Below are 22,664 nucleotides of genomic sequence, written 5' to 3' on the forward strand. Positions count from 1 at the left end.
GGCCTTATAGTTTAGTGGAGCTTAAGTCGCGGGCTTACCAGGTTACTGACCTTGCGGGTAAGCAGTATCAACGCCCCTTTGAGCCACCCATGCACCGCAAATAAGTGCATGTTATACAGAGAGATATAGACCATTTTAGCGAGCCTTCCTTCAATAAACATGCTGCTGTTCGACAGCTTGCCCATTAAGCTTCCCACCGTAGAGTATTTACTTAAGTGCACCAACGAACCGTAGTCGGTGTAAGTGTAGGTTTGCAGCGGTTTATGCATAAACAGATTGACCAGATTTTTGGCGACCAAACTGGCCATTTGGTGGGCGGACTGGGCCCGTGGCGGTACCCATTTGCCATTTTCCTGCAACACACCACAGCAGTCACCCACCGCAAAAATCTTGTTGTCGACAGTGCTCTGTAATTCCGGCGTCACCAGGATTTGATTTGCTCTGTTCAGCTCAAAAATATTCAAATCTGCTATAAAATCAGGCACTTTTACACCTGCAGACCAGACCATCAAATCGGCCTCGATGAGCGTTTCTTCGGCGGTAATAAACCCCGCTTTTTCAACCCGTGCAACGCGTGTCCCTTCCAGCACATCAATGCCTAATTTGGTCAGTGCCTTGCGAGCCGACGCGGCAATGCGCTCTGGCAACGCAGGTAAAATACGTGGTCCGGCTTCCAGGATCGATACCTTCAAACGTTCAGCAGACATCTCCGGCATACCATAAGCACGCGCGAGATTCGCCACATGGTGAAGCTGCGCAGCCAGTTCCGTACCTGTCGCCCCTGCGCCTACAATAGCGACGTGAATTTTATCTTTGTTCACGCCATCCTGATTAATCTTAAGCAGTTGATTTAACAGGGCTCTGTGGAAACGCTCAGCCTGATCCAACGAGTCCAGGCAGTAGCAATGCTCTGCTACTCCTAACGTGCCAAAATCATTGGTTACACTGCCAAATGCCAGCACCAGATAGTCGTACTCAACCGTACGCTCTGGCAGGATTTCCTCGCCGTCATCATCGTAAAGTGGGTCCAAATAGATACTTTGGTTTTCACGGTCAATAAGACTCATGTTTCCAAGTTGGAACTGGTAGTGGTGCTGAGCCGCGTGCATGCGGTAATCCACGCCGTCTGACGCTTTGTTGATGATGCCTGCAGCTACTTCGTGCAGCAGGGGCTTCCATACGTGAGTGCGACTGCGATCCACCAGGATAACCTCTGCCAGCTTCTTTTTGCCGAGGGTTTTACTTAAACGGGTTACGAGCTCAAGACCGCCCGCACCGCCGCCAACCACAACGATTTTTTTCATAATAGACCTATTTATAAATGTGAATTGGTCTGCACAGGTGTCCTGCACACATCAATCAACACTCATAAACCGGCTTAGTCGTTTCTGGCGATGTCACCATTTTATGTTAACAAACTCAGCAAAAGCCAGTGCCTTTCTTAGGACTTTACGGGCGCTCAGAATAGCACTTTACAGCTAGTTAAAAACCCACCGTTTTAACCAGCACTTTGGTAGTAGTTCTTTTGGCCAGCATTCATCGGCGACTAAAGTGTGACGCAAAAGGCTCCTTTGTGGAGTACTCAATTTTCCTCGCCTAAACAATACTCATTCCAAAGAGTGGCGGCAACGAATCGCTACCGTTTGATGAGAGTGACAGTGGGATAGAAAAAAGTGTTACTCCGCGCAAAATTTAAAAAAATATAACGAGGGTTACACATGAAAAACATGAAATTTGCGTATAAACCACTATCCATTGCCTGTCTTACTCTTGCAGCGGCTTCAGCGAATGGCGCAGTGACCATTTATGACGATGCAGAGGTAGCAACCGTGTCGGTAGACGCGTCTTTTAACACATTTTACGTTAATTCATCGATTGATGGCGGTCCAAATGGCGATCGTGAACAGTCACGCGTAAAAATGGGCTTCCTGCCAAACTGGCTGGGTATGAGCTTCAGCAAACAAGTTGGCGACATGAAAGTCGGCGGCCGCTCATCGTTTTGGGTAACCATTAACGACACCAATACAGGCGTTACCAGCACCGGCATCGACGTACGTCAGTTCTATGCCACATTAGATGCTGACTGGGGTCAGGTCTTGCTGGGTAAAGACTTTACACTGTTTAACCGCAGTAACATCTTCCTTGACGAAATTCTGCTTGGTTACGGCAACGTCAACGACACCCTGGGTCTGGTAGACGGCCAGGGCGTATCGTTCGGTAACATCGGTTCAGGTTACACCTACCCCTTCCCGGCTTCTCAAATTCGCTATACCTCTCCAACCTTCGCCGGTGGTCTTAAAGTCGCGGTGGCTTTAGTTGATCCATCACCAGTAAATGGTGCCGCCGACCGCGAAGAATCTGTACCTCGTATCGAAGGTGAGGTGACTTACAGCACAGAATTTGACGGCGGTTCAGTAACAGCCTGGGTTGGCTTCCTGAATCAGTCTTCTGAATCATCCATGGGCGACGTTGACTCAACGGGCACGTCTTACGGTGTGAAAGTGGGCTTTGGTGGCGTGTCGTTGCATGCATCAGGCTACAGCGGTGAAGGTATCGGTATTTTGCTTGGCCCAACCGAAGCCGCATTAGGCCTGGCTCAAGTCACTATGTATGACACTGATTACAACGAACTAGACAGTCAGGGCTACTTACTGCAAGCGTCTTACACGCTGGACGCCAACCGTTTTGTCCTGTCTTACGGCGAAAACGAAGTTGAGAACGCTGACTACATTGCTCATGAAGCAATGCAAGCCGCGTGGTTCCATTCGTACAACAGCAACGTGACCTTCGCAGTTGAGTATTCAACCAGCGAATTCAGCGGCATCCTGGGTGCCGAAGAAGCAGACACCGTTGCCGTTGGTGCCATTGTTAATTTTTAAGGCTGCTTGATTGCCAGAAAGCAGCTTTGTATTACGGCCGTCGATGCCGTTGTGGGAGGAAAAAATACCTCCCGCGCAATCGACAATCTGGCAACGCTTTTATAATTGATTACCGGAGTAAGCAACATGATCTATGCAGCACCTGGAACAGAAAATTCTGTCGTCTCATTTAAATCACGATACGAAAACTACATTGGCGGCGAGTGGGTTGCTCCCGTTAAAGGTCAGTATTTCGACAACGTATCACCTGTTAACAACGAAGTATTTTGTGAAATCCCACGCTCTTCAGCGGAAGATATTGAACTGGCGCTGGACGCCGCTCACAAAGCAAAAGCAGCCTGGGGCAAAACCTCAGTCACTGAACGCTCTAATCTGATTTTAAAGATAGCTGACCGTATTGAAGCCAACCTTGAAGCGCTGGCCGTAGCCGAAACCTGGGATAATGGTAAAGCAGTTCGCGAAACATTGAACGCTGATATTCCTTTAGCTGCTGACCACTTCCGTTATTTCGCAGGTTGTATCCGCGCTCAGGAAGGTGGTATTAGCGAAATTGACCAAAACACTATCGCGTATCACTTCCACGAGCCTTTAGGTGTTGTTGGCCAAATCATTCCATGGAACTTCCCACTACTGATGGCTGCGTGGAAACTGGCGCCAGCGCTGGCTGCGGGTAACTGTATCGTACTGAAGCCAGCTGAGCAGACACCTGCGTCTATCCTGGTTCTAATGGAAATCATTGGTGACCTACTGCCACCAGGCGTACTGAACGTTGTAAACGGCTTCGGTAGAGAAGCGGGTGAAGCGCTGGCAACCAGCAAGCGTATTGCAAAAATTGCTTTCACTGGTTCAACCCCAGTAGGTGCCCACATCTTAAAATGTGCAGCAGACAACATTATTCCTTCTACTGTGGAACTGGGCGGTAAGTCGCCAAACATCTACTTCAGCGATGTCATGAAGCACGAAGATGAGTTCCTGAGTAAATGTGTTGAAGGTACGGTTCTGGCATTCTTCAACCAGGGTGAAGTATGTACGTGTCCTTCACGTGCCCTGATCCAGGAAGATATGTACGATGATTTCATCTCTCTGGTTATTGCCCGTACTCAGCAAATCAAACGTGGTAACCCGCTCGATACCGATACGCAGGTTGGTGCGCAGGCATCAGCACAACAGTACGAAAAAATTCTGGGTTATCTGGAACTCGGTAAGAAAGAAGGTGCCGAGGTACTTATCGGTGGCGGCCCTGCCAACGTTGAAGGTTTCAGCAACGGTTTCTATGTACAACCAACACTGCTGAAAGGTTCAAATGACATGCGTGTGTTCCAGGAAGAAATCTTCGGCCCGGTTGTAGGTGTAACTACCTTTAAAGACGAAGCAGAAGCACTGGCTATTGCCAACAACACTGAGTTTGGCTTAGGTGCAGGTGTCTGGACACGTGATACAAACCTTGCCTACCGTATGGGTCGCGGCATTGAAGCGGGTCGTGTGTGGATGAACTGCTACCACGCTTACCCAGCTCACGCAGCATTCGGTGGCTATAAGAAATCTGGGGTGGGCCGTGAGAACCACAAAATGATGCTCGACCACTATCAGCAAACCAAAAACCTGCTGACTAGCTACGACATCAACCCATTGGGCTTTTTCTAAAAGCGTTGCCATTACTGGCGTAAGTAACGATCTCCGCGTTCGCGCGGAGATCTTTTACGGCCTTCGCGAGTCACTTGCCGTTTCACACTTACTTTGAGGTTAGAAGTGAACGTATGAGAATCGCCGTTCTTATCTCATCATTTCTCGTTCTTCTGCTGTTACCCACGGCACATGCATCCAGTCAGCTTCCCGTACTTCGCGTTGGTGTATTGACCTACGGTACCCTTAACTGGGAACTCGACATTGCCAAACAAGACGCACCTGAAAACGTTGGCTATCAGCTTGAACTGGTTCCATTAGGTTCGCCGCAAGCATTAACTATTGCGCTGCAAGGCGGAGCGGTGGACATGATCATAGGTGACTGGCTATGGGCCGCTCGCCAACATCTTCATCAGCGTGAATTCTATTTTTACCCCTATTCAACCGCTGCAGGGACCCTTATCGCATCCCCTGCGCTGAGCAACCAGTCAATCAAGGCACTGGACGGAAAAACACTGGGCATTGCCGGAGGCAAAGCCAATAAAAACTACATCCTGTACCGGGCCTATGCTCTCAAGCAATTTAATGTTGATATTGCCAGCATTACGACCATCAAGTTCGCGGCACCGCCAATGCTGAACTCACTCCTGAAACGCGGTGATATTGATGCGGTACTCACCTTCTGGCATTACGCGGCTGTGCTTACCAACGACAACTACACGCCCATGCTCACCATGCAGGACATACTCAACAGCTTTGGTATTCAAAAAGAAGTACCTGTGCTGGGGTGGCTGTTCAAACGTGAGTGGGGCGACCAACATGCTGAGTTGGTAAACGCTTTTCTGCAACGCTCATATGCTATCCGTAGCATGCTCAACAAACAGGACGACATGTGGAAGAATATTAATTCTTTTACAAGTAAATACCCGGCATCGGTTCAACCTGCGCTGATCAGTGCCTATCGTGCGGGCATTCCTACCCGGTGGGGACCGGCGACTTGGCAGGACATGCAAACAATCCTAAGGGTAATCAAGCAATACGACGATGCCCAAACGCTAACCGGGCAACTGGACACCCTTCCCACTTCCCTATTCTGGCAAAACACCGTGTTAGGATCCCATGAATAATCCTAAACAGCCCCATGCATCGCTAATTCGCGTATGCTCTGTTGTAGGGCTGATTGTAATTTGGCAATCTGTTGTAAGCCTCATCGAGCCTGCGCTGCTCCCGTCTCCACTGGAGGTAATTAACAGTCTGTGGCAGCACTCGGAATCCGGTGAATTACCTCACCACTTAGGTATTACGCTGGGGCGCATTGCGATTAGTTTTAGTATCGCGATGGTGCTGGGCAGTGTACTTGGTATTCTGATGGGGAAATTCCGGTACCTTGATTTATGGCTCGACAGCCTTACCACCCTGGCGCTGAATATTCCGGCTTTGGTAACGATCATTCTTTGTTTTATCTGGTTTGGTCTGAATGAAGTAGCTGCACTCACCGCAGTGATTGTAAACAAAACACCCAACATCGCCGTTACCCTTCGCGAAGGAGCGCGCGCTGTCGACGCTCAGTTACTGGCGGTAGGTAAAGCGTATCGACTGCCCTTAACGCGCCAGGTTACCCACGTATATTTGCCACAACTGTACCCGTATTTTTTAGCCGCGGCCCGCAGTGGACTCGCGCTGGTTTGGAAAATTGTGCTGGTTGTAGAGCTGCTCGGTTGCAGTAGCGGCGTAGGATTTCAACTGTCGCTGTTTTTCCAGTTTTTTGATATCACCAGCGTGCTGGCTTATACCCTGGCATTTGCCTGTATTATTTTTGCCGTTGAAGCAGGGATTCTGCGTCCTTGGGAACGGAGGGGTCTACGATGGCGTTAAGTTACGGGGTCTGCGTGGCCAATAAAGCATTCTTAGATTCTAAGAGTTTAAATAACGCAACAAGACCGGTTATTCGTGACTTTTCCCTGACTATACACCCGGGAGAATTTGTAGCCTTAACCGGGCCATCCGGGGCAGGAAAGAGCACGCTGCTGAATATCATGGCCGGCCTCGACAAGGATTTTAGCGGTGCCATTACCTACGGCGACAACACGCTGAATACCCAACAAAATGCCAAAGTCGCACTGATGTTTCAGGAGCATCGCTTAATGCCCTGGTTAACGTTACAAGACAATGTTGCACTGGTTATCAATGGCTCGCGAAAAGCCAAAATCGACGGCGCCAGATACTGGCTCGAAGAAGTGGGCCTGGCTGACAACGCACAGTTTTTTCCGAATCAACTGTCGGGTGGCATGCTTAAACGCGCCGCGCTGGCCCGGGCGTTTGCTTATGAACCGGACATCCTGCTATTAGATGAACCCTTCTCCTCACTGGATATTCAAACCGCGTCGGACATAAAAGAACGTTTGTTACTGTTATGGGCGAAACAGCGCACGTCGGTATTACTGGTTACTCATGATGTTGACGAAGCGGTGGCACTCGCAGACAGAGTCGTGGTTGCAGGCCGTTCTCCCATGAGCATAAAGCACCGAATGCAAATACCCCAGCCACGACCGAGACCCATCGACAACGCCGATATTCAAGCGATTACCCAACAACTGCGCGCGTGGCTGACCGATGAGAAAAACCAAATACCACCAAACGTGCAAACGGCGGGGTAAAAGCATGCTACCGAACTTGTTAATCAATTGTGAAGCAGATAAAATCAAGCCTTGTCAGGGGGTTTTTATGCTGTCTCATTCAATTCAACACGCGGTAAACGATACCTTCGCCCCAGCTGTTGCCCGTGCGGGCTCTGAAAGCCTGGATCCGGTCGTTGCAGCCAAAGAAATTTATACGTCACTTGCTGAATGCGAAGCCACTTGCGTGGTGTTCTATTGCTGTACGCGTTACCCGCTGGAACAATTGTCAAAAGAGCTAAGTCGCTATTTTGGTGATATCACCGTTATAGGCTGTACATCTGCCGGTGAAATTACGCCTCTTGGCTGCAGAAAGCATTCCATTAGTGCCTTTGCGTTGAGCAAACAACATTTCTCAGTAGAGACTGCACTGATCGAGAATCTGGCGACCTTTTCAGAAACCGATGCCGATGAACTGGTTAGCGGCATGCTGGAAAATTTACGCAAGAGAACCGTCTCTGCCGGCCCCATCGAACAACACTGTTTTGGTTTAACCTTACTTGACGGCTTGTCAATTCGCGAAGAACTGGTTATTAATGCCCTGAATCTAAGTTTACAGGACATCCCGTTAGTTGGCGGCTCTGCCGGTGATGATCAGCATTTTGTAGACACCCAGGTCTTTTGCAATGGACGCTTTTACAGCCATGCAGCGGTGTTTATGCTGGTCAACACAAGCTGTCAGTTTGAAGTGTTCAGTTACCACCATCTGGCCCCCGAAGAAGAAAAACTGGTGGTGACCCAAACCGCACCAGGTCAACGCGTTGTCGAAGAATTTAACGCCGAACCCGCGGCATTGGAATACTGCAGAATTAACGGTCTAAAGCTGGAAGAACTCAGCTCTGAAGTATTCGCCATGAACCCCTTAGCCGTACAAATTGGCGATCAGCTGTATATTCGCAGCATCCAGCAGGTTAACGATGACCTGAGCCTCACATTCTTCTGTGCCATTGATGCAGGTATCGTGCTTACCCGCATGCAGTCAAGCGGCCTGCATGCCCATACCGCCATGGTGTTGAACGAACTGCAACAACGGTTAGGCAATATTGACTTACTGATAGGGTTTGACTGTATTCACAGACGCGCGGAAATCGACAAGCTGGACCTGTGTGAGTCCATGTCGTCGTTGTACCGGGACCACCATATGATTGGGTTTAACACCTATGGTGAGCAAATCAATGGACTGCATCTGAATCACACCTTTACGGGTGTTGCCATTGGAGCGCCTCACCGGAGCCAGCCTTGAGCAAACCTGCCAACACTGAGGTCGCATCAACGCCACCACCAATAGAAGCAGAAAACCCCGCCGATGAACTGGCGCGCCTGCGCTACGAAAACGAAAAACTGCAAAAAATCAATCGCGTACTCATGCGACGCGTTGAAATGGGCTGGGGAAATCACTCCGACGCCTACCAGTCTTTCGAAGACGCCGCCATGCTGGCAGACAAAGTAAAAGAGCGGACCTATCGCTTACAACAAACCCTGCATCGTCTGGAAGAGTCCAACAAAGAACTGGAACAGGCACGCCGCGATACCGAGCAAAGCCAGATTCAGGCGGAGCAGGATCGACAGCGCTTGCGCGACGCGATTGAAAGTATTTCTGACGCATTCGCTTTGTTCGACTCAGACCGAAAAATGGTGATGGTGAACAGCCGCTGTGCGGATTTCTGGCGACAACACAATATCGAGTTTGAACTGGGAGTTACCACGTTCCAGGAGATCACCGCCGCGTCACTGGTGGTGGTGGACAAAGACGCCAAAGCCCAGAAAAAAGTGGGCGTGCACCACGACCCCATCGCCCAAACCATTTTCAAACTGCGCGATGGCACCTGGATTCAAATGCAGGAGCGCATTACTCACGACGGTGGTCTGGTGGTGGTTTATACCGACATCACGTCGATAAAACTGGCTGAAGAACTGCGCTATGAAACCGCCATGACTGAACAGGCCGAACTGCTAAAAGCCACACTGGAAAACATGTCGCAGGGCGTCGTGCTGATAAACGCAGATGGTCTTCTCGAAACCTGGAACCAGCCATTCCTGTCTTTCATTGGTATGCCTGACTCCAACGTCAGCCGAGGCGAAGAATTCGCCCGCCTGATGTCACAAACACCTGCCGCGCAAACCTTGTATAACGCACTGGCTCTGGATCAGTCACAGGACACGCCATTTATGGAAGTCGAGACGGTACTCAGCGATGATCTGGTGTTGTTGAACCGCCGAAGCCTGATCCCCTCCGGTGGTATGTTGTTTACCTTTGCCGACATCACTGAGCGCAGTCGCAGTCAGCAAGCGTTAAAAGAAAGTGAGCAGCGCATCCGCCTGATCACTGATGCGATGCCGGCGCTGATTTCTTATGTGAACAAAGAGCACTGCTATGAATTCGTTAATCGCGAATTTGAAAAGTGGTTTAACCGTTCTCGCAAGGAAATCATCAACCACCACTTGCGCGATGTGCTAGGCGAACAGGAGTACAACAACCTGTCTATCCATATTGCCCGGGCCATGTTGGGTCAGGCGGTGAATTTTGAAATTGAACACAGTCGCGACCCAGACAATGTGAGAATCTCAAATAAAACCTACATTCCACATTTCGATGAGCAGCGCAATGTCATAGGCTTCTTCGCACTGGAACAGGACGTTACCGAACAGCGTCGTACCGCACGTGCCCTAAAACACGCCTATGACTACATGGAGCAGCGGGTTAACCAGCGCACCAAGAAAATCTCCGAGATAAACCTGCAGTTACGCAACGAGATTGAAGAGCGTCAGTTAGCAGAAGTGAAGCTGCTGGAAGCCAAGCGAGAAGCGGATCAGGCCAACGAGTCCAAATCCAAATTCCTTGCAGCAACCAGCCACGATTTGTTGCAGCCAATGAACTCGGCACGATTATTCGCTGATGCGCTAAACGATTTATCACTGAGTGATGAAGCACAAAAACTGATGACCTCTTTGAGTTATTCGCTGGAGAATCTGGAGTCATTGATCAGTGCGTTGGTTGATATCTCCAAGCTGGAAGCCGGACTCATAGAGCCGGTGCTTGATGACTTTGAGATTGATGATCTGATTAACAACATGGCAGCCGAATTTGCCCCTCAAGCAAAATCGAAAGGCCTTAAATTCAAGGTGAAAACCACGCAGAAGCTGGTGCATTCCGACAACTATCTGCTGGCCCGCATACTGCGTAATTTGTTGAGTAACGCCTTGCGATACACCAATGAAGGCGGCATTTTGCTGGGCGTACGCCGACGTAAGCAAGGCGTTCAGATCCAGGTAATCGACACCGGCATTGGTATCCCTCAGGATAAACTGTCTGACATATTTCGCGAGTTTAACCGACTGGATGCGAAGAAGCGCCGACACGACAAAGGCCTGGGGCTTGGTCTGGCCATTGTGGAACGGTTGGCCAGCGTGATGAACCTGTCAATATCAGTTAGCTCAGTAGAAGGCAGGGGCTCCTGCTTTAGCATTACGCTGCCTTATGCTGATATCAAAAATCAGAAAGCCAAACCCGCGCCCGCACCGCTCATAGATCGCTTCAACGACAAGCTGGAAGGCGCGCGCATTCTGTTAATCGATAACGACGAAGAAATCTGTAAAGGCATGGAAACTGTGCTGGGCAGCTGGAATTGTAATGTGACGTCGGTGCAAACATTGGAAGAACTCAGCGAGCCTGAATTCTTAACTGAGCTGGACCCACAACTTATTATTGCTGACTACCACCTGGACGACGGAGATACCGGTTTCGACGCGCTTGCTATTACCCGCGAGCACTTAACCCCCCATCCACCGGTTATCATGATCACCGCCAACTACACTAATGAACTGCGTCAGCAGGTGCGAGAGCAGGGGTATTCGCTGCTAAATAAACCGGTTAAGCCCCACAAGATGAAACTCGCCCTGTCGAATCTGCTATCAAATCAGTAGAAGGACTGGTAAACCGCCGCGGCCACGACCAGCGCTTCTAAAACAACGTATGGGTACATCACTGTCGGACGAAGGGATTGTTTAATGTATTCGGCAATGAGTGCGCCGCCTGAGTTGGCCTGAGCCTGATAAGCAGAGTTGAACTGACAGTCTGTCGGCGTACCGGATTCTCTTATTTCAGCTTCAATCTGAAGTAAACGCTGCTCAAAACGCCCCTGGAATGTTTTCCATATTCCATCCTGCAACCACAGCACACCAATTAATGCTATCGCGAACAGCACTGGCAACTGGGTAAGTAATGCAATTGCTGTCAGCAGCACTGCCACTAGCTTTATAATTAGACTGTATTTTTCGTAACTGTCGAACTGATTCTGCAGTGTTTGCCACTCCAGTGACAACGTCTCAGGGCCCATTAGGCTTTGTCCTTTAATAAATGGATAATTTATGGCTCTATCATAATGGACAAGCGTATAAGCAGCCAGCCTCTGAATCAGTAGTTAATTTAAGTGAGTTTGCACACGCTCGACCCATGCCCCACTTTTATTACTTGAACAATAAGCTCCTGACCTCTTATTTCGTAAATAATCCGATAAAGGCCCTGGCGAACGCAGAAAAGGAGGTACAGCTAAAAAAATACAAAACCCCCCGGAACAGTAAAACTGTCCCGAGGACATAGAACGGAATAAACCAGTGTTTAGTTACGCATTAAGTACTGGTTAAAGTCGATGCTGGCCGCACAGAGCGCCGCCTGAATACGGTTGTGAACGTTTAGCTTGGTCAGAATAGCCGACACGTGGGCTTTTACCGTGGTCTCCGCAATATTGAGTTCGTAGGCAATTTGCTTATTGGATTTGCCTTTTGCAATACACTCAAACACCAGTAACTGACGACGGGTCAGCGCGCCGATTAATTTAGGATCGATTTGTTGCGAGGCCTGCTCTTCGCGAGGCTTATTATTTCCGCCTTTACGAATAATGTCGGGCGGCAAATACACCTGACCAGAGAGCACCTGCTGCAGTGCCGCTACAATCTGTTCGCAGCTGGATGACTTGGTAATGAAACCCACAGCGCCATAAGTAAAGGCTTGCAGCACAACGTTTTTGTCTTCTTCCGCAGACACAATAACGATCGGAATTTCCGGGTACTGGTTGCGAAAACGAACGATACCGTTTAGCCCGTCCATGCCCGGCATGTTGAGGTCGAGTAACACCAGGTCGATATCAGGGTTCTCTTCGGCAGTGTTGAGGGCTTCTTCCAGATCAGTACAACTGATAGTTTTGGTATCAGGGATATTGCGCTCAACAAAGTCCGTGATCGCGTACTGGAACAAGGGATGGTCGTCTGCAACTAATATTTCTACCATGTGTGTCACCCTGCTTATATATTGTTAGTTATTTTAGTGGATGTGGGCCTGTTTAGCGAATCTACCACACCCGTGTGCGCGGCGTCAGCCACCTACTTTGCGGCGTACCATGCCACGCTTGGGGTCGTATCCCCAAATTGCCAGTCCTATAAACGCTAGTGTACAACCCAAGGTTACCGCTAACGCCTGAGCGTTAAACTGGCTGTACATGGCAAAGCGAATCAACTCTACTGCGTGCGTGAATGGATTGAACAGACAAAGCTGATACAACCACTCACTCGACTCCTGCATTTTCCACAATGGGTAAAGCGCCGAAGAGAGGAAGAACATGGGAAACACCACAAAATTCATCACCCCGGCAAAATTCTCTAATTGTTTTATAAATGACGACAGCAACAGCCCCAGTGCGCCCAGCATCAACGCCGTAAGCACCAGTGCAGGCAATACTACTAGGTAGCCTATTGGCTCAGCCTGTACGTCCAGCAACCATGCAATGGCGAAAAAAGCGTAAACCTGCAATGTTGAGATAAACGCGCCCGCAAGCAGTTTACTCACCAATAAAAATGATCTTGGCATTGGGCTGGTCAGCAGCACTTTCATACTGCCCATCTCGCGGTCATACACCATCGACAGCGAACTTTGCATACCGTTAAAGAGCATAATGACACCGGCTAATCCCGGTACGATATACACTTCGTAAGTAATGTAAGTCTCATAAGGGGGAATAATCGCCACGCCCAGCGCCGCACGAAAACCTGCCGCAAAGACCACCAGCCATAATAGCGGGCGCACCAGCGCACTGATCAGGCGTGAGCGCTGCTGCCAAAAGCGCAGTAGCTCGCGAATAAGGATGCCGGTAAAACACGTAAAATAAGCCATTATTGCCCGCCACTCATGTGCATCTGGCGATAGAGCTGCTGCACGGTTTCGACTCCCAGAGATTTCATTGCTTCTTCACAGCGCTGCTGTAACTTTACCTGCCCGTTCAGCAACACAATGAGTTCATCATTGGGTTTGACTTCGTCAATCAGGTGAGTCGACGACAGAATTGTAATCCCCTCGCTGTCGCACAATGCCCGTAAGTGCGTATTCATCGCGTCGCGGGTGTTCTGGTCGAGGCCGACTGTGGCTTCATCCAGCAGTAGTAACTTGGGCTTGTGCAATAATGCCCGGGCAATTTCAACACGTCGGCGATGCCCGCCATTTAATGCTCTGACCTTGTCTTTCGCTCTGTCAGCCAGGCCAAAACGCGCCAGCTCTTCTTCAATTCGCTGGCGAGTTAACGCGCCTGACATGCCTTGTAAACTGGCGTGGTACTGGAGGTTTTGGGTTACTGTTAAATCCAGATCCAGGGTGGGTTGCTGAAACACTATACCCAACTGCTTCAGCGCAAAGCGGGTATGTTTTTGGGTATTTTTCCCCATCAGGTTCAGTGAGCCGCTCACCGGACGAAGTAACTGGCAAATCAACGAAAACAGCGTACTCTTACCTGCCCCATTCGGACCAAGCAGCGCATAGTATTTACCTGAATTAAGCGATAACGAAATATCGCTCAACACCTGTTTTTCGCCGTACTGAAAGCCTAGCTGGTCGATAGCCAGCACTTCATCAATCATGGTTTGACTACCACTCCCCAGGGATAACGCCCGGCCTTAATGGTTTTCACTACTTTGAGTTTATTCACATCTATCACCGATACATCACCGCTCACCCCATTGGTTGTCAGCAGCTTAGAATGATTGTCGGCAAAGGCCAACTGCCATACACGACGACCGACCAGTAGGTAATCCAGAACTTCGTAGGTTTTCGCGTCGACGACAGCCACATGGTTAGCCGGGCCAAGGGCAATAAAGGCATACTTACCATCGTCGGTGAGCTTAATACCGACCGGTTGAATTTTGTCTCGGTGTACGCCAGGTATTTTGAAACGAATGGTATGGTTAATCTGGCGCGTAGTCGTGTCTACAATCGCTACCGTTCCGCCAATTTCAGCAGATGCCCAAACCAGGCTGCCATCTTTGCTAAATTCAACATGACGCGGCCGCTGGTCTACCAGCGTATTGTCTACCAGCTCATGTGTGCTGGTGTCGATCCAGTGCAGCATATTGGTGGTTTCAGAGGTATTAATAACCCATTTACCATCCGGGCTCACCGCCATGCCTTCCGGCTCTATCCCCACGTCAATCTGTGCAATGACCGTTCGGGACTCGGTATCTACCACCGTCACTACCGCGCTGTCTTCATTGGCGATGTACAAATGGCGATTGTTGGGGTGTAGCGCAAATTGCTCAGGGTCTTCGCCCGATGGCAAGTTGTGCAGAATACGGTTAGTCGCAACGTCCATTACCTGCACGGCATCGGATTCACTGGCGCAAATATACAGGTATTTGTAGTCCTGGCTGAAGATGATCCCCCTGGGGCGCATCCCCACATCCACGGTGTTAGTGACTTCCAGAGAGTCCGTATCGATTATCGTCAGCGTGTCGCTTTTCTCGTTTGAAACATAAGCGGTTTCAGCTTGTACCGCTGCCGGCAAGGCTAACAAGCTGACCATCGTCAATTTAGCAAAACGATTTACATTGAACAGATTCATACTACTTCGCCATGTTGCAACGCACTTCGGGCTTGTCGTACCCCAGTGTGTCTAAATCAGTAACCGGATGCATGTAGCCTTCAAGAGGTAACAGTGCGGTGAGACCATTTGGATGGACCAGAGGGATAGGCTGCCGTAGCTGCCCGTTCCAGGCCCGAAAACTTAGCTTTCGCCCCTTAAAGGCTGCCAATTCAAAACTATCGCTGAGCAAATAATCATAAAGCACGTCAGACGCTGTCGATTTGGTTCTTGTCACGGCCTCACTGATTGCCCTGACTGCCAGCCAGGCGGCATAGTCGGACTCTGTCATTTCCCGGGCAAACTGACTGTAAAAGCGGTTTTGCAACTGGGTTGCCCCCCATTGCTCCAATGTCCAGTGCCAGCCCGTTGGCACTAGACCTTCAGTACCTACCACTGGGCGGGGTAACCAGGTATTGCCCGGAAAGTACTTATCAAACAGGTGCTGCTCGTCTGCCACCACGACCACATCGTAGTCATCGTGTTGAGTAAACAGCGGGATTTCCTTCTGTGCCACACGGCGTAAGTCAGTGTCGAATGACCACTGTTTTTGTTCAACGATATTTGCACCAAAGCGTTTTGCTGAGCGTTGAAGTGCACTTGCAAACGCTTTATCGCCGTCGCTGTTTCCCGATACCAGGAACCATTCACGCCAGCGACGCGACATCAGATATTGGGTCATGGCATCGGCCAGCATGGCCCGGCTAGGCACCGTGTGTAACACCTTTTCTGCACATTGTGATTGCCGGAGGGCATCCTCCCGGCTGCTGATATTCATAACCAGCGCACCACTACCCCGAATGACTTCACTTACCGCATTAAACGCATTTTCCGGCACATCCACTAAAACAGTGCCAGGCGCTTCCTGTACAGACAGCAAGCGCTTGAGCTGACTAATTACCCCGTCGGCATTGTTATCTTCTACTACCGTTAACTGATAATGCTGTTTTAAAAAGCGCCCTGTTGTATTGCTATCTTCAATGGCCAGTTTTGCACCTGCCAGGGTTTTATTGTCAGCAGGCTGTTTCAACAACAAGGGTTCTGCCGACATTTCAGCGTGCAGTTTAACGTACAAAATGTCGATATTTTGCACAGCGGCAAACGCGCTTTTTTGCAGCAAAAACAGCCAGCACAGGCTTTTTGTGGTAGTTGCGATAAATCGCATAAACCACGTTAAAGCTGTGTAAAATTTGTAATCAACGGGATTTTTTATGTTCAAAAACAAAACCCTTTATTAACGTTATGCTGCAATAGTAGAGCATGATCATGCCCGGATGAAATGAGCAAAAAGGATGAAAGGTTTACTACCTAAGTACAATTGGAAGCTTAGTGCATATCTCCTAACTTTCACGGTGTGCTTTGTTGTAGTAGCGAAAGAATAAAAAGCGAGGGCGTTTCTGCAGCGTAAACAAGCATTCTCACAGGCAGCTTTTGGAGAAACATCATGAAGAAGTATTTAACCTTTTTGCGCAGTGCGATGATTGCCTCGATGGCATTAACATCTGCACAAGCGCTGGCTCACGGTGACGTGACGCCTCAGGCAGTAGACACCAGTGCACTTCCCCAGTTGGGCGATGAGTGGCTGGCTACCAACCCTTACACCGGCAATGAGCTTGCGATTAAAATCGGCGACTCTGCTTATAATCAGAACTGTGCACGCTGCCATGGACTGGAAGTTATTTCTGGCGGTATTACGCCGGATCTGCGTAAACTGAATGACGAGAACGAATTTTTCAGCCAGGAAGAAGCGGACGATTGGTTTATGATGCGTATTCGTAACGGCGCGGTAGTAGATGGTCGTGTTTACATGCCTCCGTTCGAAGGTATCCTGAGCCAGGAAGCGATGTGGGCCATCAAATCTTACATCGAAACCCGTGGTACACCCGAGTAAGTGTTAACTAAACAATAACCGTTGAGGCAGTAATGGTAGTACGAATTCTGTTCCTGATTTGCGTTGCGCTCAGCAGCTACGCAAACGCCCGAAGCTACGAAGATATTATCGAGTCAGGTCAGATCACCATTGCTGTCTACAACGATTTCCCTCCCTATTCCTTTTTACAAGACGGTGAGCCTGCTGGCGTCGACATCGAAATTGGCAAACACATTGCCAAGGGCCTTGGCGTGTCGGTTGAATGGCTCTGGATAAACGCCGACGAAAACCTCGAAGACGATTTGCGTAACGCGATATGGAAAGGCCATATCATTACGCGGCAGAAAGCCGATGTGATGTTGCGCGTGCCTTACGACCGCCGCTTTGCTTATGCCATTGATGGCTATGGTTTGCCGAAAAACGAACTGGTCGTGATGTTTTCCCCCTACCAGCGGGAAAGCTGGGCACTGGTTCGCGATCACGAGAAAACCAACGATATACGTACTCTGGCCATTTTCCAGTATGAAAATGTCGCCGTTGAACTGGACTCGCTACCCAGCTTCTTTTTAGGCGCAACCATTGGTGGCCGCCTGCGTGACAAGCTGGTTCATGTAGACTCGGTGTTTACTGGTATCGACAAACTGAAAGCCGGTGAAGTGGCGGCAGTTGCAGGTATGAGAAGCCAATTACAATGGGGAATGGGCCCGCTTACCAGCCAGTACGACATCAGCGCCGACGGTCTGGCCGCAATGAGCATTAAAAGCTGGGATATTGGTATGGCGGTAAAACAGGACTATCGCGAGTTGACCTATGCCATTGAAGGAATCATCACGCCCATGGTCAACAGCGGCGAGATGGAAAAACTATACCTCGAGTATGGCTTGAGCTACGAAATCCCAGACTATTTCCGCACCGAATGAGCATAACACTAGTATTAGTGCTACTGAGTGTTAAAGTAGAGAGACTATAATGACAAGTTAAGGTTGTCTATTCGTGAAAAGAAAATGTGCGGCAATCATCTTTTTTATTTCATTAATATCAGGCTGTGCAACCACCACGGTGGCTCGGGTAAGTTGCGATTTTGTAGAGGGTACGCTGCACAGAAATGTAAATAGCGACAGAGACGAAAAAAAAGCAAACCTTTTCAATGGCCTGTTAAACGTGATAATCGGTTCCCTCAATGACACCCCCCGAGATCCCAAGAAATGTCGCTAGGGCTTAATCTGTATTCAAGTCTACGCTATCTACATCACCATTTTTCTCGTCAGTAAACAGTTTACTTTCTCTAAAACCTTCCGTAAGCCTCACTACCAAGTTTTATTGCAGAGTAGTACTACCATCGGACTAAAAATGATAATCCAAGGTTTAATGGTTGTTAACAAATTGATGTCAGATACTGATTCTGATGCCTTTTGTGGTTGAGTTGGCTGTTAGTCCCACACCACAAGGTCAACAACAATACTCAACCTGTCGCATGCTGAACCTATTCAATTCGCGCTCGTTGTGAACAAGGGGTAATACAAGCCCTAAGTACCCGTTGAAACACTGGAGAAATCTGATGAAAAGTAAAAGAGTTTCAGGTCACTTATTAAGCTCTGCGTTTTGTCTGACGCTGTCTTTAGGGACACTGTCTGGCGCCGTACAAGCGGGCGTGACTGACAAAGACATCCTGAATGACCAGGCCACCACCAATGACGTAGTCAGTTATGGTTTAGGCCCTCGTGGCCAGCGCTTTAGCCCACTGGATACACTGAACACCAAAAACGTAAAGAAAATGCACCCGGTATGGGCATTCTCATTCGGTGGTGAAAAGCAACGTGGTCAGGAATCACAGCCGCTGGTTAAAGATGGTGTTATGTATGTAACAGCGTCTTATTCACGTATTTACGCAATCGACGTAGAAAGTGGTGAAGAGCTGTGGCAATACGAAGCACGTTTACCTGATGGCATTATGCCTTGCTGTGACGTGATTAACCGTGGTGCAGCTATATACGATGACCTGGTAATCTTCGGTACTCTGGACGCGATTCTGGTCGCCCTGGATCAAAAAACCGGTAAAGTGCGCTGGCGTAAGCGTATGGGTGACTACAAAGCAGGTTACTCATTCACTGCAGCACCTATGATTGTTAAAGGCATGGTTGTAACCGGTATCTCTGGTGGTGAATTCGGTATTGTGGGTAAAGTTGAAGCCCGCGATGCAAAAACCGGTGAACTGGTATGGAGCCGCCCTACGGTTGAAGGCCACATGGGTACGCTTAACGGTAAAGACAACGGCATCACTGGTGGTGAAGCTAACAAGACCTGGACCGGCGACCTGTGGAAAACAGGTGGTGCAGCGACTTGGTTAGGCGGCACGTACGACCCGGATCAGGACCTGATCTTCATGGGAACGGGTAACCCGGCTCCATGGAACTCTCACTTACGTCCAGGCGACAACCTGTACTCTTCTTCTCGTCTGGCTATCGACCCAGACACCGGTAAGATCGTATGGCACTTCCAAACCACCCCACACGACGGCTGGGATTACGACGGTGTTAACGAACTCATCGCATTTGACTACAAAGATCGTGGAAAAACAGTTAAAGCGGCAGCAACTGCTGACCGTAACGGCTTCTTCTATGTCCTTAACCGTGAAAACGGCGACTTCATTCGCGGCTTCCCATTTGTAAGCGGCATTACCTGGGCGAAAGGACTGGATAAAAACGGTCGTCCAATTTACGACGAAGCCATGCGCCCAGGTAACCCGTCAGACAGTGAAGATGGCAAAAAAGGTAAAACCGTATTTGCCGTACCTTCATTCTTAGGTGGTAAAAACTGGATGCCTATGGCGTTTAGCCAGGAAACAGGCCTGTTCTATGTACCGTCTAACGAATGGGGCATGGACATCTGGAACGAGCCGGTTAACTACAAGAAAGGGGCTGCCTACTTAGGTTCTGGTTTCACTATCAAGTCAATGTACGACCACATTGGTTCACTGAAAGCCGTTGATCCTAAAACCGGTGAGATTGTTTGGGAATTCAAAAACAACGCGCCACTTTGGGGTGGTGTGTTAGCCACCGCGGGTAACCTGGTATTTACCGGTACACCTGAAGGCTACCTGTATGGCTTCAATGCGAAAACCGGTGAAGTCGTATACAAGTTCAACACAGGTTCAGGCATTGTTGGTTCACCTATTACCTGGGAACAGGATGGTGAGCAATACCTGAGCATCGTGTCTGGATGGGGTGGCGCTGTTCCTCTGTGGGGCGGTGAAGTTGCCAAGAAAGTCAAAGACATTAACCAAGGCGGTACTGTCTGGACGTTCAAATTGCCTCGTAGCTAAGAGGCCACGCGACGAATCGTTTTAGTCCCACCGTTTCGTCGCGTTTTTTTCTCTCCTCGGGGGTGAATGCAGGTAGTGGTTCATTCGCCCCTTTTTCAGCTTTATTGAGGGAGTCAGATGAAACGTTTTATTCTAATTATCTGTGTTATTTTTCTCAATAGCCTGTTCATCGTGCTGGAATGTAAAGCCAGCGAATCCGTCAGCCCGGAGCAAATTCAGCGCTTATTTCCCAAAGCGACCGTGATTGGCAACAAAGCCTCCGACTTCCCCGTCTATCCGGTTTATCAGTTACAGGAACTCATTGGCTATGCATTCGAAAGCAATGACTTAGTTGAATTTCCCGGTTTCTCCGGTGACCGTATTAACCTGCTCATTGGCATTGACGTGCAGGGCAATATTGTGGGTATTGAAGTCCTGCACCATCACGAACCCATTTTCTTACACGGTTTAGGCCCGGAGCCTATGAACCGCTTCATAGACCAGTATATTGGTCAGAATGTGTCGAATCGCGTGATTGTTGATAGCGCTGCAAATGACACGAATCCTAACGACAATACCGTTCACGTAGATGGCGTCACCAAAGCCACGGTGTCGGTCATTGTGATAAGCGATACCGTGTTGCTTTCCGCATTACAGGTGGCAAAAAATAAACTGACTGGTTTTGCCAGCGCCCCCGCTGCCACAGCCAAACCGGGCTTGTATGAACCGCTCAATACCGACACACTATTCGAGCGCGGTTTACTCCAACGCTGGGAAATAAGTCCGGAGGTCTTTGAAGACGAATTGGGCGCAAGCCTCGACGATTACCCTGATGGCACCTTTTATCTGCAGGATGGCGAAACGTTTACGGTTTACTTCGCCTATTTAAATAGCCCATTAATTGGCAAAAATCTGCTTGGCGAAGCCGACTTTACTCGTCTGCAAGCGATGTTAAAACCCAACGAGCAGGCCTTTATGGTGATGTCGTCTGGCTTTTTCAGCTACCTCGAACCCGAATTTAAGCCCGGCACGGTACCAACCCGGGTAAGCCTGCAGCAAAATGGCCTGCCATTTGGTATGCGTGACCTGAATTTTTATAGCTTTGAACCTCAGCAACTTGCCGGTAATTTGGAGGCCACAAACGACCTTCAAATATTTGCAGTAAATACCCAGTCAGGTTTTAACCCTAGCTTACCTATGCAGTTAAGCCTCAACATCGACATTGCTAAAAACCACTTAATTAGCCAACAACTCCAACTCACCCACCCTTACACCTTGCCCAAGGACTTGTTCGATATCGCTGCGCCGACTGAAGAATACAAACCGGAACCGGCCTGGATAAGAGTGTGGAAAATGCGCTGGCCAGTCATTACCGTACTGGCGCTCAGCCTGATTGCGGTCACCGCCATCTTCGCTTTACAACATCAGTTATCCGCCAATGAAAAGCGCTTTCGTTGGATACGTTGGAGCTTTATGTTTTACACCCTGATATTCATCGGTTGGTATGCGCAGGGTCAGCTGTCGGTGGTGAATATCTACCCCATATTGCAAAGTGTTAAATCCGGCTTTGACCTGCAGGTTTATCTGATGGACCCGGTATTGTTCATCCTCTGGAGCTATGTATTTGTTAGCCTGTTTATTGTCGGCCGCGGGATATTTTGTGGCTGGCTTTGCCCGTTCGGTGCCTTACAGGAAATGGTGGGCTGGGTTGCGAAAAAATTCCGAATCCGGCAACGTAAAATTCCCTTCGCCGTACACCGCAAACTATGGTGGATTAAGTACGCCATTCTGGGCGGCTTAGTCATTACGTCTTATATATCGCTGTCAGACGCCGAAGTTCTGTCGGAAGTTGAACCCTTCAAGACTGCGATTACATTGCACTTTGTGCGCTACTGGCCGTTTGTGCTTTACACAGTCGCCTTGCTCGCGGCGGGACTGTTTATTAATAAATTTTACTGCCGCTACGTATGCCCGCTGGGTGCAGGGTTAGCCATACTGGGTTACTTCCACAAGTTCGAGTGGCTCACACGTCGCAAAGAATGCGGAAAGCCATGTACCATGTGCTATCACAAGTGCGATATTAAGGCGATCACGCCGGAAGGCAAAGTAGATTACAACGAGTGTGTGCAGTGCCTGGAATGCATTGTGTATTACAACAATGACGACCTGTGCCCTCCCCTGAAAAAAGCGAAAAAAGGGCCCAAAAGAAAACCCGATATGGCTGATTCTTTGGCTGTGGAGGTAAGGTGAATAGAAGTAAATTCCAGACCTACCACTTTGTGTATTTGATCATCCTTAAAGCGCTTCCGACTGTTTAAGAGGAGTAAGTCGACACAATATCCGGTATGTGCTTCCTGATTAATGTCTTATTTGTGGCTCCCAACCACCCATTTTGTATCTATATTTGTACATTTTGAT

At 49.2% G+C, this 22,664-nt stretch carries 19 protein-coding genes; 11 read left to right on the forward strand and 8 right to left on the reverse strand.

All coding sequences use genetic code 11. The annotated features are described in order from the left end of the window. Positions 1 to 11: 11 nt before the first annotated feature. Positions 12 to 1,304, reverse strand: a complete 1,293-nt coding sequence (locus BUB81_RS02030) for an NAD(P)/FAD-dependent oxidoreductase (RefSeq protein WP_073317442.1) — start codon at positions 1,302 to 1,304, stop codon at positions 12 to 14. Positions 1,305 to 1,718: 414 nt separating this feature from the next. On the opposite strand from BUB81_RS02030, the gene BUB81_RS02035 reads away from it, so the two are divergent. The 7 genes from BUB81_RS02035 (at position 1,719) to BUB81_RS02065 (ending at position 11,101) form a co-directional block, all read left to right on the forward strand. Then, the gene (locus tag BUB81_RS02035; protein ID WP_073317445.1) at positions 1,719 to 2,879 is read left to right on the forward strand and encodes a porin; all 1,161 of its coding nucleotides are present in this window, start codon (positions 1,719 to 1,721) and stop codon (positions 2,877 to 2,879) included. 126 nt (positions 2,880 to 3,005) lie between these two features. Continuing rightward, positions 3,006 to 4,523 carry an acetaldehyde dehydrogenase ExaC gene (exaC, locus tag BUB81_RS02040; RefSeq protein WP_073317448.1) on the forward strand — a complete coding sequence of 506 codons (1,518 nt, stop codon included), beginning with the start codon at positions 3,006 to 3,008 and terminating at the stop codon, positions 4,521 to 4,523. Positions 4,524 to 4,636: 113 nt separating this feature from the next. Beyond that, complete coding sequence (locus tag BUB81_RS02045; protein WP_073317451.1) at positions 4,637 to 5,629, forward strand: ABC transporter substrate-binding protein; 993 nt, start codon at positions 4,637 to 4,639, stop codon at positions 5,627 to 5,629. After that, positions 5,622 to 6,377: an ABC transporter permease gene (locus tag BUB81_RS02050; RefSeq protein WP_073317454.1), complete on the forward strand. Its 756-nt coding sequence runs from the start codon at positions 5,622 to 5,624 to the stop codon at positions 6,375 to 6,377. The genes BUB81_RS02045 and BUB81_RS02050 overlap by 8 nt, the downstream gene beginning before the upstream one ends. Continuing rightward, positions 6,368 to 7,159: an ABC transporter ATP-binding protein gene (locus BUB81_RS02055; protein ID WP_073317457.1), complete on the forward strand. Its 792-nt coding sequence runs from the start codon at positions 6,368 to 6,370 to the stop codon at positions 7,157 to 7,159. Before BUB81_RS02050 ends, BUB81_RS02055 begins: the two co-directional genes overlap by 10 nt. A 67-nt stretch (positions 7,160 to 7,226) precedes the next feature. Next, positions 7,227 to 8,420 (forward strand): nitric oxide-sensing protein NosP, encoded by a 1,194-nt coding sequence (gene nosP / locus BUB81_RS02060; RefSeq protein WP_073317460.1) that lies wholly within the window; start codon positions 7,227 to 7,229, stop codon positions 8,418 to 8,420. Next, a complete protein-coding gene (locus BUB81_RS02065; protein ID WP_084526129.1) occupies positions 8,417 to 11,101 on the forward strand; it encodes a NahK/ErcS family hybrid sensor histidine kinase/response regulator in 2,685 nt (894 codons plus the stop codon). The genes nosP and BUB81_RS02065 overlap by 4 nt, the downstream gene beginning before the upstream one ends. Here the strand turns inward: BUB81_RS02065 and BUB81_RS02070 are convergent. The 7 genes from BUB81_RS02070 to BUB81_RS02100 all read right to left on the reverse strand — a co-directional run bounded on the left by BUB81_RS02070 (position 11,095) and on the right by BUB81_RS02100 (position 16,240). Further along, entirely contained in the window at positions 11,095 to 11,514 is a 420-nt protein-coding gene (locus tag BUB81_RS02070) for a hypothetical protein (RefSeq protein ID WP_073317462.1), read from the reverse strand. The two genes, BUB81_RS02065 and BUB81_RS02070, sit on opposite strands and share 7 nt — an antisense overlap. A gap of 89 nt (positions 11,515 to 11,603) precedes the next feature. Continuing rightward, the gene (locus BUB81_RS22445; RefSeq protein ID WP_139241493.1) at positions 11,604 to 11,726 is read right to left on the reverse strand and encodes a type II toxin-antitoxin system RelE family toxin; all 123 of its coding nucleotides are present in this window, start codon (positions 11,724 to 11,726) and stop codon (positions 11,604 to 11,606) included. A 69-nt stretch (positions 11,727 to 11,795) separates the two neighbouring features. After that, a complete protein-coding gene (locus BUB81_RS02080) occupies positions 11,796 to 12,464 on the reverse strand; it encodes a response regulator (protein ID WP_073317465.1) in 669 nt (222 codons plus the stop codon). 84 nt (positions 12,465 to 12,548) lie between these two features. Then, complete coding sequence (locus BUB81_RS02085; RefSeq protein ID WP_217653440.1) at positions 12,549 to 13,343, reverse strand: ABC transporter permease; 795 nt, start codon at positions 13,341 to 13,343, stop codon at positions 12,549 to 12,551. Further along, on the reverse strand, positions 13,343 to 14,080 hold the full coding sequence (locus BUB81_RS02090) for an ATP-binding cassette domain-containing protein (protein WP_073317471.1): 738 nt from the start codon (positions 14,078 to 14,080) through the stop codon (positions 13,343 to 13,345). The genes BUB81_RS02085 and BUB81_RS02090 overlap by 1 nt, the downstream gene beginning before the upstream one ends. Continuing rightward, complete coding sequence (locus tag BUB81_RS02095) at positions 14,077 to 15,057, reverse strand: YVTN family beta-propeller repeat protein (RefSeq protein WP_245819098.1); 981 nt, start codon at positions 15,055 to 15,057, stop codon at positions 14,077 to 14,079. The genes BUB81_RS02090 and BUB81_RS02095 overlap by 4 nt, the downstream gene beginning before the upstream one ends. A gap of 1 nt (position 15,058) precedes the next feature. After that, positions 15,059 to 16,240 carry an ABC transporter substrate-binding protein gene (locus BUB81_RS02100; protein WP_073318636.1) on the reverse strand — a complete coding sequence of 394 codons (1,182 nt, stop codon included), beginning with the start codon at positions 16,238 to 16,240 and terminating at the stop codon, positions 15,059 to 15,061. A gap of 279 nt (positions 16,241 to 16,519) precedes the next feature. Here BUB81_RS02100 and pedF point away from each other — a divergent pair, with 279 nt between their 5' ends. The 4 genes from pedF (at position 16,520) to BUB81_RS02120 (ending at position 22,496) form a co-directional block, all read left to right on the forward strand. Continuing rightward, the gene (pedF, locus tag BUB81_RS02105) at positions 16,520 to 16,966 is read left to right on the forward strand and encodes a cytochrome c-550 PedF (protein ID WP_073317474.1); all 447 of its coding nucleotides are present in this window, start codon (positions 16,520 to 16,522) and stop codon (positions 16,964 to 16,966) included. Positions 16,967 to 16,998: 32 nt separating this feature from the next. Next, on the forward strand, positions 16,999 to 17,865 hold the full coding sequence (locus tag BUB81_RS02110) for a substrate-binding periplasmic protein (protein WP_073317477.1): 867 nt from the start codon (positions 16,999 to 17,001) through the stop codon (positions 17,863 to 17,865). Positions 17,866 to 18,503: 638 nt separating this feature from the next. Further along, entirely contained in the window at positions 18,504 to 20,267 is a 1,764-nt protein-coding gene (locus tag BUB81_RS02115; RefSeq protein WP_073317480.1) for a PQQ-dependent methanol/ethanol family dehydrogenase, read from the forward strand. A 117-nt stretch (positions 20,268 to 20,384) separates the two neighbouring features. Beyond that, the gene (locus BUB81_RS02120; RefSeq protein ID WP_073317483.1) at positions 20,385 to 22,496 is read left to right on the forward strand and encodes a NosR/NirI family protein; all 2,112 of its coding nucleotides are present in this window, start codon (positions 20,385 to 20,387) and stop codon (positions 22,494 to 22,496) included. Positions 22,497 to 22,664: the final 168 nt, after the last annotated feature.

Source organism: Marisediminitalea aggregata (assembly GCF_900129565.1).
GTDB lineage: Bacteria > Pseudomonadota > Gammaproteobacteria > Enterobacterales > Alteromonadaceae > Alteromonas > Alteromonas aggregata.